We start from the raw sequence: 12097 nt of genomic DNA on the forward strand, positions 1-12097 counted from the left end.
GACGCCCAGCCCAAATCCCCATAGGCCCGCCCGCCATCCCGCGGGTTCGTTCATCCAAGACTTTCGTACGCCTCGCGGCGACCGAAACTCTTCAGGATCTGAAACGGCCCGCTTTCGACTGGCATAGACATGGAAGCAGACGTGCCGCGACGCTTCTTGATACGCGAGCCCATTGGCAGATCATTTAGCGGGTAGGGCCAGAAATTCATTCAAGAATTGACAAGCGGACCTTTTCTCGAAGCTGTCCAATAAGTAGAAGACGTGCGGTCTTCGATGGTCAAATTCGGGAACGTCATCGCGAAACGGCAACCACCCTTTTCCGACGTGCGAACACTCACGCTTGCGGCGTGAATCTTGGCGATGGCGGCGACCAGGCTGAGGCCAAGGCCGTTGCCGGGGGTCTGGCGGGACATCTCGGCGCGGTAGAAGCGGCGGAAGACCTTCTCGTGCTCGCTCGCCGGCAGGCCTGGGCCGGTATCCTCCACGGCCACCTCGATCGCTTGGCCGGTCCAGGCGACCCCGACCCAGACGGTCCCTCTGGGGGGCGTGAACTTCACGGCGTTGTCGATGAGGTTCGACAGGGCCTCGAAGCAGAGGTCCCGGTCGCCGTGGACGGTGAAAGGCCCCACCGCCGACAGGACGAGCCGGACGCCCCTCTCTTCAGCCTCGGGCTCGAAGAAGTCGACCGCCGCAGCGGCGACCTCCCCGAGGTCGACCGGCGCGAAGGCGGTCCGGCGGCCCTCCTCCATCGCGCCGATCCGAAGCACGGCCGTCACCATCGCGAGTGTCTGGTCGATCCAGGCGAGGCCCTGATCGATCGCCTCGTGCAATTCCGCCACCGTTCGCGCCTGCGCCCGGCTGCGTTCCAGCCGGGCCCGCAGGCGGGTCAACGGCGTCCGCAGGTCGTGGGCGACGGCATCGCCGACGCTGCGGACTTCGCCCATCAGTTGCTCGATCTCGTCGAGCATGCGGTTCACGTTGGCGGCAAGGCGGTCGAACTCATCGCCCCGACCTCCGACCGGCAGGCGCTTGCCGAGGTTGCCGCGCATCACCTCGGCGAGCGCCACCTCGGTGGCGGCGAACCGCCTGCGGCCCCGGCGGGCGAGGACGAGGCCGCCGATCCCGGAGAGCGCCAGCATCGGCAGTAGCCCGAGGCCGAGCGCCCGCAGCGTCGTGACCCGCACCCGGTCGATGTCGTCGGTGTCGTGGGCGATCACCACCGTGCCGCCGCCGGGCAGCGCCAGGGCCGCGGCCCAGATCTCGTCGGCGAGGCTGCGGCCCCCGACCTCCACCGTGGCGTTCACCCGGTAGGCATCCCCGTCCCGCGGCAGCCCCTTCGGCATCGCATCGAGGTTACCCGCGCGCCGGACGCCGTCCGGAGCGAAGTCGCCGCCATAGTGCCGGGCATGCGGGTCCATGGCGGTCCAGGTGTCGACCCGCAACGCCGTGGCGGCGGGGTCGGCCGCGGCCGCGCGGACTTCCAGCCGCAGGGTCTCGGCGAGTTCCTCCCGCAGGTAGGAGGCCGTCTGCCAGTAGATGAAGGCGAACATCGTCAGGGCGAGAAGCACCGACCACAGGGCGATCCCCACCGCCCACCGCAGGGTGGTCGAGCGCAGGAGGTCAGTCATCGGGCGTGAGGGTGAAACCGACGCCGCGGACGTTCTGGATCAGGGGCGCCTCCCCGGCCGCCTCAAGCTTGCGGCGCAGGCGGCCGAGATGGACGTCGATGAGGTTCGATTTCGGAGTAAAGCGGTAGTTCCAGACCTCCTCGAACAGCATCGCCCGTGTGACGATCCGACCGGGCGCGCGCATCAGATAGGCGAGGAGCTTGAGTTCCCGAGGCAGGAGGTCGAGGTCGCGCGCGCCGCGCCGGCCCGTCCCGGCGATGAGATCGATCTCCAGGCTTCCGACCCGCAGCAGCGTCTCGCGGGTGTCGACCGGGCGGCGGAGCAGCGCCTCGATCCGTGCGGCGAGTTCGCCGAGCGCGAAGGGCTTGGCGAGGTAGTCGTCGCCACCGGCCCGGAGGCCGCGGATGCGCTCGTCGACGTCGCCGAGCGCGCTGAGGACGAGGGCCGGTGTCCGGTCCCCGTCCCGGCGCAGGTCCTGCAGCACGCCGAGCCCGTCCTGGCCGGGCAGCATCCGGTCGAGGATGATCGCGTCCCAGCCGCCCTGCCGCGCCGAGCGAGCGCCGTCCGGCCCGGTCGCGGCCCAGGCGACCTCGTGGCCGCGCCCGCGCAGGTCGTCGCGCACGTCCCCGGCCGTGTCCCCGTCGTCCTCGATCAGCAGCAGCCTCGCCACGTGAACCCGGTCCTCCCGCGTTGCCAGTGTGTCGCATGTCGGCCCTGCGGTCTGCGCGAGGAAGCGACTGTGAACCAGAATTTAGTGGCGCCCCATCGGCTTCGTCCAATTTATTAGAATGACTCTAGCGCGCACCTCGGGCCCTGTTCGGCTGGGCGCGATCCTCAGCGGGCTCCTCCGATGTTGTTCCTGCTACGCCGCTTCCCCGCATCCGCCGCGATCCCCCACCGCTGAGGGAGTCCACACATGCCCCGGAAGCGGCGGCCCCGCCGCCTCATCAACCGTTACGCCCAGAGCCGGCTCTACGACGTCGAGACCCGCACCTATGTCTCCGTCGAGCAACTGCGGGAATGGCGTGGCGAGGGCTTCGAGGTTGTGATCCGCGAGGTCGAGACCGGGCGCTTCGTCAGCGACGAGGTGCTCCCCACCGGCTTCGACGCATGAACCTCATCCGCGGAGCGTCCGGCCCGACCGGTCGGCAAGCTGCCTGTCCATGTCGCTGAACACCGAAGCGTCCGCGCGCCCCGCGGAGGTCTCCGAGGCATCCGAGACCGATGGCTTCGGGCGCGGGGATGCCTCCGCGCCGGCTCCGATTGTGAGCCGGAGCCGCGCGCCGCGAGCGCTGCTCATCCTGGCGGTGCTGGCCGCCGTGGCCTTCGCGGGCTGGACCTATCGCGGCCCACTCCTCGCCGGCCTTGGCCTCGCCCCGCCCGCGGTCCCCGAGGCGAAGGCGGACCGTTCCGACGACGCCCCGGCGAACCCCGATCTCGTCACCCTCGACGGGGCGGGGCAGACGCGGATCGGCTTGGCCTTCGGCACGGCGGAGACCCGCCGGATCGTGCTCCCGGTGCGGGCGCCGGGCACCGTCGCCTTCGACGAGCGGCGGGTGACGCATCTCAAGCCGCGCGCGCAGGGACGTGTACTGAGCCTCGCCGTCCAGCCCGGGGACCGGGTGACGGCGGGGCAGACGCTCGCGACCCTCGATGCCGCCGGCCTCCTCGACGCCCGCAACGGGCTTCAGGCGGCTGAAGCCGCCCTCGGCGAGGCGCGGGCCTCCGAGGCGGTGGCGGCGCTCCAGGTGAAGCGTGGGCTGGAGCAGCTGAAATTCGGGGGCGTGGCGCAAGCCGAGGTCGAGCGGCGGCAGGTCGATCTCGCCAAGGCACAGGCGGCGGTGAAATCTGCGCAGGCGAACGCGGAGATGTACCGGGCGCAGTACCAGCGCCTCGCCCCGGCCGAGGGCGCCGCGCCCGGCACCAGCGCCGTGGTCACGCCGATTGCCGGCGTGGTGACGAGCGTCGGCATCACCCTGGGCGAGGTCGTCGATACCGGGCGCGACGCCTTCACGGTGGCCGATCCCACCCGTGTCGTCGTGCTGGCGAACCTCTACGGGGCCGACATCTCCCGGGTGAAGGCCGGGGATGCGGTCTCGGTGGAGAGCCCGGTGCCCGGCCATCCGCCCTTCGAGGGCCATGTCCGCTCGGTCAACGCCGCCCTCGATCCGGCGACGAACACGGCGCCGGCGCGGATCGAACTCGACAACCCGCAGGATCTCCTGCGCGCCAACCTTTTCGTCTCGGTGACGGTCGGGGCTGATCTCGGTCGCGACGGCGTGACCATCCCGGCGGCGGCCGTGCAGCAGACGGACACCGGCCCCATCGCCTTCGTGCGCACGGCCCCGGACAGGTTCGAGCGGCGGGCCCTGACGCTGGGCATCCAGCGCACCGACTGGGTGGAGGTGCGCCGAGGCGTGGCGGCGGGTGAGAGTGTTGCGACCGCGGGCAGCTTCGGCCTGAAGGCCATCCTGCTGCGCAGCCTTCTCGGCTCGACGGATTGAGCGCCGGCGATGAAGAGCTGGTTCGCCATCCTGGTCCGCCGCCGCTTCCTCGTGCTGATGATCGCGCTGGCCGCGGCGGCGGGCGGAGCCGCTAACCTCGAAGGTCTCTCGATCGACGCGGTGCCGGACATCTCGCCGAAGCAGGTGATGATCCTCACCCTGTCGCCGGGGCTCGGCCCCCTGGAGGTCGAGCGGCTCGTCACCTTTCCGGTCGAGAACGCGATGGCCGGTGCGCTGGGGCTCTCCAACGTCCGTTCGACGTCCCGGGCCGGCGTCTCGGCGGTCTACGTCACCTTCGACGAATCCGTGTCGGTCACAGCGGCGCGGGCGGAGGTGTTCCAGCGCCTGCCCCAGGCCAAGAGCCTGATGCCCGCCAGAGTCGGCGATCCGCAGATGGGTCCGATGGCGACCGGGCTCGGCGAGATCTACCAGTTCGAGCTGCGCGGGCCCGCCTACACGCCGATGCAGCTCAAGCGCATCCTGCAATGGACCATCGCGCCGAAGCTGAAGCTCACCCCCGGAATCGCCGACGTGAACATCTACGGCGGCGAGATGCCGACCGAGGAGGTCCGCGTCTCGGCGGACGCGCTGCGCCGCTACGGCGTGACGCTGGCCCAGGTCTACACGGCGCTCGCTGAGAACAACGCCGCCCGGGGCGGCGCCTACATCGAGCACAACGACCAGCAGGAGACGATCCGCGGCCTCGGCCTCGCCAAGGGCCCGGAGGACATCGCGAACATCGTCGTCGCGACGGGCCCCGGCGGCGTGCCGGTGACGCTCGGCACGCTGGGCACGGTGCAGGAGGCCCCCAAGGTCCGGCTCGGCGCCGTCACCCACGACGCGGAAGGCGAGACCGTCGTCGGCATCGCGATGATGCGCTACGGCGAGAATGCCAGCGCCGTGGTCGCGGAGGTGAAGAAGACGATCGCCGCGCTGCGCCAGCAACTGCCGCCGGGGGTCGAGATCGTCCCGTTCTACGACCGCAGCGCGCTGGTGGACCGCACCATCCGCACGGTGGAGCACAACCTCCTCGAGGGGGCGGTGCTGGTGATCGTGGTGTTGCTCCTGCTGCTCGGCAACCTGCGTGCAGGGCTGATCGTCGCCGCCGCGATCCCGCTCTCGATGCTGATGGCGTTTGCCGGGATGCGGCTGCTCGGCCTGTCGGGCAATCTGATGAGCCTCGGGGCGATCGATTTCGGGCTGATCGTCGACGGCGCGGTGGTGATGATCGAGAACGTGCTCCGCGCCCGGGGCGAGCACCCGGACCGCCCGGCCCACGACGTGATCCGCGACGCCGCCGCCGAGGTGGCCCGCCCGGTGATCTTCGCGGTGGCGATCATCATCATCGTGTACGTCCCGATCCTCGCGCTGGAAGGCGTGGCCGGCAAGATGTTCGCCCCGATGGCGCTCACGGTGATCCTGGCGCTCGCCTCGTCGCTCGTCGTCACCCTGATCCTGATGCCGGCGCTCGCGGCGCTCTTTCTCGCCGGGCGCGGTGTCAATGAGCGCGAGACGCGTCTCGTCCACGCGGTGCGGGGTGTCTACACGCCGGTGCTGCGCTGGGCCGAGCGGCACGCGTTCGCCACCGTGCTCACGACGGTCGCCCTGTTCGTCGGCTCCTGCGCGATGGCCACGCGGCTCGGGGGCGAGTTCCTGCCGAAGCTGTCGGAGGGCTCGATCGTCATCACCTCCGAGAAGCTGCCCGGCATCGCGCTGAACGCCTCGCTCGCCACCGTCACCCGCATCGAGCGGGTGCTGAAATCCTTCCCCGAGGTGAAGCGGATCGTCTCCCTCACCGGGAGCGCCGAGATCCCGACCGACCCGATGGGCGTCGAATCGACCGACAGCTTCATCACCCTGACCGACCCCTCGACCTGGAGGACCGCCGACAGCCAGGAAGGGCTCGTCGCGGCCTTCGACAAGCGCCTCCGGGAGGAGGTGCCGGGCGTCGCCTACAGCTTCTCGCAGCCGATCCAGATGCGGATGGACGACCTCTTGGAGGGCGTGCGCGGCGACGTCGCGATCAACCTCTACGGCGACGACCTGAAGGTCCTGAAGGACACGGCCGATTCCATCGTGCGGGTGGTCTCAGGCATTCAGGGCGCGGCGGACGTGAAGGCCGAGGCGCAGGCCGGGATGCCGGCGCTCTCGATCCGGGTCGACCGGGTCAAGGCCGCCCGCTACGGGATCAACGTCTCGGACGTGCTCGACGCGGTCGAGAGCATCGGCGGGCGCACCGCCGGCATGGTCTACGGCGACGACAATTCCATCACCGACATCGTGGTCCGGCTCGACCCGGCCGACCGCAGCGACATCGAGCGCATCCGCGCCCTGCCGGTGGGGCGGCCGGGCAAGGAGACCGGTCCCGCCATGACGGTGCCGCTCGCGATGGTGGCCTCGGTGGAGGTCACCTCCGGCCCGGCCCAGATCAGCCGCGAGCGGCTGCAGCGGCGGATCTCGATCCAGGCCAACGTCCGCGGCCGCGACGTGCAGAGCTTCGTGGACGCCGCGCAGAAGGCCGTGTCCGATCAGGTGAAGCTGCCGCCCCGCTACGCGCTGCAATGGAGTGGCCAGTACCAGAACCTGCAGGAGGCTACCGCCCGCCTCTCGGTGGTGGTGCCGGCGGCGCTGGCGGGGATCCTCGTCCTCCTCGTCGTGATGTTCGGCGACATCCGCCGCGCCGGGCTGATCTTCCTCAACGTGCCGATGGCCGCGACGGGGGGCATCCTTGCCCTCTCTGTGCGCGACATGCCGTTCTCGATCTCGGCGGCGATCGGCTTCATCGCGACCTTCGGCATCGCGATCCTGAACGGCGTGGTGCTGACGAGCACCATCCGCGACCTCGAAGCTTCCGGCCTGGACCCGCGGGAGGCGGCCAGCCGGGCGGCCGAGAGGCGCCTGCGCCCGGTGATGATGACGGCCCTTGTCGCAGCGCTCGGCTTCCTGCCGATGGCGCTCTCGACCAGCGCGGGTGCGGAAGTGCAGCGCCCGCTCGCCACAGTGGTGATCGGCGGCCTGATCACCGCGACGCTGCTGACGCTCGTCGTTCTTCCCGCCGTCTATCCGGTGATCGCGACGTTGCGCCTGCCCTTCGGCAGGGTGAGCAAGCGACGGCATTCGAAGCCCCGCCAGCGGATGCAGCAGTGGACCGGTCGATGAGCGCACTCACGGCGACGGCTGCGTTCGCCGGGGGGCGAGAGTACCGACGTTGCTCGCGACATAAACTGCTCGAGTTCACGAGTTCGCCGCGTTGAACTGCTTCGAACAGGGAATCTCAGATACAGTCGCCGCCGACTTCGATGCCTACCGACCGTGCGCGGCCGGTCGCAGATGACCGCTTTGGGCGAAAGCTTGGCCGCGATCCGGGCGGCCGGCATGGGTCGAGGCTGTGTCAAAACTCGGATGTGCTGGGAAACCGTAGAACAAACGTCTCCGCAGCGGCCGGGAGGGATCCCCGGCGCGACTGACTGATGGCAACACGAGGTCCCTTAGCCCGATGNGGATGTGCTGGGAAACCGTAGAACAAACGTCTCCGCAGCGGCCGGGAGGGATCCCCGGCGCGACTGACTGATGGCAACACGAGGTCCCTTAGCCCGATGTCACCCTGCTTCGAGAGAACGTTCTTCTACGAGGGCCGATAGCGTTCGGGTTTTGACACAGCCTCGGTCGCCAGCGGAACGTCCGCATATGCCCCCATCTTCATAGCCTCGGTTCGGGCGTTTCCTTGACCTGACCGGTATTTTGGACCGAGCCGATTGAGAGACTACTGCATGGCGGCGGCCACGGGGAGCCGGAAGGCCAGATCTGGGAAGCTGACAGGCGCAGGTGGCCGATAGCAAATCGACGAATGCAGTCGGACGCGGTTGTAGGTAGATTGCCATCGACCAATCACGATCTGCGCCTCCTTCAGCAAGTAGAAGATCTCTTGGCGTAGGCACTCGTCGCGCAGCCTACCGTTGAAGCTCTCACAGTACCCGTTCTCCCACGGCGAGCCGGGTGCGATGTACTGAATCTGTGGCCCCGTCCTGGCGACCCACTGGCGCAGCGCCTTCGAGATCAGCTCGGGGCCGTTATCGCAGCGGATGTGCTCCGGGAGGCCGTGCAGGCACATCGCATCGGCCAGCGTCTCGATCACACCTACGCTGTTGATGCGTCGGGCCACCTTCAGCGCCAGGCATGTCCGACTGTGCTCGTCGATCAGCGTCAGGATGCGCAAGCTGCGCCCGTCATGTGTCTGCGCCTGCACGAAGTCGAAGCTCCACACATGATTGCGGCGGAGCGGCCGCAGTCGCACGCATGAGCCGTCGTTCAGCCAGAGACGGCTGCGCGGCCGGTGCTCCTGGGGGACCTTCAGCCCCTCGCGAGGCCAGATGCCCTCATCCTGAGGTTCTCGAAGGATGAACCCGATCGTTGCCCACCGGCCAGCCGTCTGCCTGCAGCAGCGCGGTGACACGGCGGTATCTGTCGCGCCGTACTCGGACGCCAGGGCCATGATGGCGCGGGTCAGCGCATCCGCGTCGGCCGGCAGTGTGGGCACGTAGCGCTGCGTGCCTCGGTGCAGGCCGACGATCCGGCAGGCGTGACGTTCGGAAGAGGCCGTACTTCTCCCGGATGCCATCGACCGCCTGCCGGCGTCGCTCGAGGGCTACAAGTTTCCCGAGGCGACGTCCGCCAGTACCTGCTTTTCCAAAGACAGGTCCGCCACGAGCCGCCGTAACCGAGCGTTCTCGCGCTCCAACTGCTTCATTTTCCTGGCCTGGTCGACTTGGAGGCCGCCGTACTCCTTGCGCCAGCGTGAGTCGCTCTGCTCGGAGATCTCCGCCTCCTCGCACGCCAGCGCCAAGCTTTTGCCTTGTGCCGTCTGCACCTCGATCTGGCGCAGCTTCCGCACAACCTGCTCCCCGCTCGTCTTCCGACCTCGCCGCATGTCCGACGCCTTCGGTCCTGGCTGATCCTCTCAATCAGCCCGGTCCAAAGCCAGCCGGTCAGGTCACGAGACACCACCCATACTCGATGTGAGAAGATACTGGCCGACGCGCTCGGCGAGCATCTCGCGCTCGCCTATCAGCGTACCATCGGCAGTCGCGAGCCAAAATTCGCCGAAGTCGGCCTCTGACCAACTTGGCTGCGCCGGCCCGGCCGATCGCGCGGAGCAGTACTCGGCGTTCTTCTAGGGCAAGATCGAGCCGGTCATCGGGGATGCGACTCGCCCTCTCGCGCTGACTGTCGGTGGGCGGATCTGAACTCCCAACCTCTTTAGTCATGTGTCCGGCAGCGAGCATGACCGCTGCCGCATGGGTCCTCGCCCCGGCTGCGCTATCAGAATCACTCTCGAAGAAATCGGGCTTGGTGATGATAGCGAGCAACGAGTTCGCCCTCGCGCACGCGCGGGCACATCGTTCATCTACATCCGGTACAAGCCGTTTCGAAATGTGGGGCGCAACGTGGGCCGGCTACTGCAACCCCGTCAGAAGATTCAGTTAAATCAATAATTTAGTTCAAGTACGTGGCGGAGAGGGGGTCTTTCCAAGGACTGTCCTTGCATGTCCGCCACTGTCCGTAACCCGTTGTTTTTCTTTAATCGCCCTTCCCTGGCCCGTCTATCCGTACACGCACGGACACGCTACAATCCGGCTCCTGTTTGTAGGTAGCGCTGTAGGTATCGTGTCGAGACGAGCGCCAGGGCAGCTCAGCGCACTGAAGGTCTCCCGCACTCGAGATCCAGGCCTCTATGCCGACGGCGGCGGACTCTACCTGCAGGTCACGAACGCCCAGGCACGTTCGTGGATCTTCCGGTTCATGCTGAACGGCCGGGCGAGGTCGATGGGCCTCGGTTCGCTGAACACCCTGACGCTGGCCGAGGCGCGTGAGAAGGCTACCGAGTGCCGGAAGCTCTGCTTGGACGGGATCGATCCGATAGAGGCCCGAGAGAAGGCGCGCGCAACCGCGCGACTCGATGCGGCCAATACCATCACCTTCGACGCCTGCGCTGACGCTTATATCGAGGCCCACAAGGCCGGCTGGCGCAACGCGAAACATGCTGACCAGTGGCGCAACACCCTCGCCACCTACGCCACGCCCGTGTTCGGCGCCCTCCCCGTCCAGGCAGTCGATACCGGGCTGGTAATGCGCGTGATCGAGCCGATCTGGGGCGAGAAGACGGAGACAGCCACGCGGGTGCGTGGGCGTATCGAGTCGGTGCTGGATTGGGCTGCGACGCGTGGCTACCGGCAGGGCGAGAACCCTGCCCGCTGGCGTGGACACCTGCAGAACCTCCTGCCCAAGCGTTCGAAGGTTCAGCGCGTCGAGCACCATGCCGCTCTCCCCTTTGCTGAGATCAGCGAGTTCGTCGCGGAGCTGCGCCTTCAGGGCGGCACTTCACCCCTCGCCCTCGAATTCACGATCCTGACGGCTGCGCGCACGGGCGAGGTGATCGGCGCGACCTGGGACGAGATCGACCTTCCCGACCGGGCGTGGACCGTGCCGGCCGAGCGAATGAAGGGCGGCCGCGAGCATCGGGTGCCTTTGTGCGATCGGGCCGTGGAGATCCTCGAAGGCTTCAAGGTGCTCGGAGACCGGTACGTCTTCCCCGGCGGTAAGCGCGGCAGGCCACTGTCCAACATGGCAATGCTGGAGCTGTTGAAGCGAATGGAGCGGCCGGATCTGACGGTGCACGGTTTCCGGTCGACGTTCCGCGATTGGGCGGCCGAGACCACGCACTTCCCGAACGAGATGGTGGAGATGGCGCTCGCCCACATCATTGAGAACCGGGTCGAGGCAGCCTACCGACGCGGCGATCTCTTCCAGAAGCGACGCGAATTGATGAACGCATGGGCGGTGTACTGTGGCCGATGAGTGGATATCATTAGCAGACGCCTTCAATTTCGTTCTTCAGATCGTAGAAGACGAAGAGCTTGCCGAGCGAAAATTATCGCGCGCGTTATGGGCAGGAAAAATCAAGGCGGTAGCTCGCACGGCGATCGTTGATGACACACAGGAACAAGAAAACACACCTCTTCCGACCATAGAAATATGGCATGGCTGGCCGGAAGACAGCCCTGTAACTTATTATTGGCGAACTTCTCGCGCTTTATCTCCGAATGGCCGACGAAAAATTATTTCGGGACAACCCTCTTTCGAGTATTATAGAACAAAATACTACGTTGTAAAAGTAAATCTACAGGATCTTCTATCGATTTGGCCGGAAATCGCCACACGGCGATCTGAGTTAATAAAGTCTGTTGCGATACCAAATAGCGGCGGCCCAGGAAGGCCAAGCTCTATGGCCCTTGTAGAAGAAGAGCTTGATCGCAGAATATCAAAAGGCGAAAAACACAAGAACAATTCAGAATGGGCGAAGATATTGGAGGAATGGCTAAAGAAGACCCATCCGTATGCCCATAATCTAACCAGTAAGACGATAATCAACAATAGCGGCTTGAGCAAAAAGATGAAGGCGGCCCGGACGACCGGGCCCCTCCAAAAATTCCCGAAATGAAAATATCGGGAACGCTTTTTCGGGCGGCATAAATGCGCCAAGTTCTGCCTATCAGCGCGGACACGTGCTGACACAGAAGGAATAGCCCCAATGAACTCCAAGGAGTTTAAGGCGGCGCAGGTGGACCTGCGCGCGCCGCCGGAGAAGCTCGCCTATTCGGTGAACGAGGTTTGCCACAGCCTCAGTCTCAGCCGCACCACTGTATACGAACTGCTTGCCAAGAAGCGCCTGCGGTCGATCAAGATCGGAGTGAAGACCCTGATCCCGGCCGATAGCCTTCGGAGCCTGATGGCCTCCCTTGAGATGGAGGCGGCATAACTTGGCCTACAACGTCAGAACCCCCGGCGCTGGAACGCCGAGGGCTCTGGGAAATGTCTGCTTGGCGGCTGACGATCTCAGAGATAACCCACACCACCTCGACCTTCAAGCGCGCCGGATCACCGCGCGCCTGAAATGCAGCCCGGCCG

8 protein-coding genes and 1 pseudogene are annotated in these 12097 nt (G+C 66.7%); 6 read left to right on the top strand and 3 right to left on the bottom strand.

Annotated elements, in window-relative coordinates:
- Positions 1 to 209 precede the first annotated feature (209 nt).
- Together ASG32_RS12550 and ASG32_RS12555 are read right to left on the bottom strand one after the other, a co-directional pair.
- The gene (locus tag ASG32_RS12550) at positions 210 to 1628 is read right to left on the bottom strand and encodes a HAMP domain-containing sensor histidine kinase (protein WP_056526369.1); all 1419 of its coding nucleotides are present in this window, start codon (positions 1626 to 1628) and stop codon (positions 210 to 212) included.
- Positions 1621 to 2298 carry a response regulator transcription factor gene (locus ASG32_RS12555; RefSeq protein WP_020091096.1) on the bottom strand — a complete coding sequence of 226 codons (678 nt, stop codon included), beginning with the start codon at positions 2296 to 2298 and terminating at the stop codon, positions 1621 to 1623. The genes ASG32_RS12550 and ASG32_RS12555 overlap by 8 nt, the downstream gene beginning before the upstream one ends.
- Before the next feature lie 246 nt (positions 2299 to 2544).
- On the opposite strand from ASG32_RS12555, the gene ASG32_RS12560 reads away from it, so the two are divergent.
- Genes ASG32_RS12560 through ASG32_RS12570 form a run of 3 tightly spaced genes read left to right on the top strand, consistent with a single transcriptional unit; the run spans position 2545 to position 7291 of the window.
- Positions 2545 to 2742 carry a polyhydroxyalkanoate synthesis regulator DNA-binding domain-containing protein gene (locus ASG32_RS12560; protein ID WP_056526371.1) on the top strand — a complete coding sequence of 66 codons (198 nt, stop codon included), beginning with the start codon at positions 2545 to 2547 and terminating at the stop codon, positions 2740 to 2742.
- Between the two features lie 49 nt (positions 2743 to 2791).
- Complete coding sequence (locus tag ASG32_RS12565) at positions 2792 to 4132, top strand: efflux RND transporter periplasmic adaptor subunit (RefSeq protein ID WP_056526374.1); 1341 nt, start codon at positions 2792 to 2794, stop codon at positions 4130 to 4132.
- 9 nt (positions 4133 to 4141) lie between these two features.
- The gene (locus tag ASG32_RS12570; protein WP_056526377.1) at positions 4142 to 7291 is read left to right on the top strand and encodes a CusA/CzcA family heavy metal efflux RND transporter; all 3150 of its coding nucleotides are present in this window, start codon (positions 4142 to 4144) and stop codon (positions 7289 to 7291) included.
- 604 nt (positions 7292 to 7895) lie between these two features.
- On the opposite strand, the pseudogene ASG32_RS12575 reads toward ASG32_RS12570, so the two are convergent.
- Positions 7896 to 9059 (bottom strand): annotated as a pseudogene (locus tag ASG32_RS12575) (IS3 family transposase).
- A gap of 770 nt (positions 9060 to 9829) precedes the next feature.
- On the opposite strand from ASG32_RS12575, the gene ASG32_RS12585 reads away from it, so the two are divergent.
- The 3 genes from ASG32_RS12585 (at position 9830) to ASG32_RS12590 (ending at position 11948) form a co-directional block, all read left to right on the top strand.
- Positions 9830 to 10987, top strand: a complete 1158-nt coding sequence (locus ASG32_RS12585; protein WP_056526512.1) for a site-specific integrase — start codon at positions 9830 to 9832, stop codon at positions 10985 to 10987.
- A complete protein-coding gene (locus ASG32_RS33820) occupies positions 10977 to 11630 on the top strand; it encodes a hypothetical protein (RefSeq protein WP_157861946.1) in 654 nt (217 codons plus the stop codon). Before ASG32_RS12585 ends, ASG32_RS33820 begins: the two co-directional genes overlap by 11 nt.
- Before the next feature lie 90 nt (positions 11631 to 11720).
- Entirely contained in the window at positions 11721 to 11948 is a 228-nt protein-coding gene (locus tag ASG32_RS12590; protein ID WP_082557845.1) for a helix-turn-helix domain-containing protein, read from the top strand.
- The last annotated feature ends 149 nt before the right edge of the window (positions 11949 to 12097 follow it).

This window comes from Methylobacterium sp. Leaf361, from assembly GCF_001424445.1.
Classification (GTDB): domain Bacteria; phylum Pseudomonadota; class Alphaproteobacteria; order Rhizobiales; family Beijerinckiaceae; genus Methylobacterium.

Excerpts from the sequence above, each read along its gene's own strand:
- ASG32_RS12550 (WP_056526369.1), bottom strand. The coding sequence starts at position 1,628 with ATGACTGACCTCCTGCGCTCGACCACCCTGCGGTGGGCGGTGGGGATC.
- ASG32_RS12560 (WP_056526371.1), top strand. The coding sequence starts at position 2,545 with ATGCCCCGGAAGCGGCGGCCCCGCCGCCTCATCAACCGTTACGCCCAG.
- ASG32_RS12565 (WP_056526374.1), top strand. The coding sequence starts at position 2,792 with ATGTCGCTGAACACCGAAGCGTCCGCGCGCCCCGCGGAGGTCTCCGAG.
- ASG32_RS12570 (WP_056526377.1), top strand. The coding sequence starts at position 4,142 with ATGAAGAGCTGGTTCGCCATCCTGGTCCGCCGCCGCTTCCTCGTGCTG.
- ASG32_RS12590 (WP_082557845.1), top strand. The coding sequence starts at position 11,721 with ATGAACTCCAAGGAGTTTAAGGCGGCGCAGGTGGACCTGCGCGCGCCG.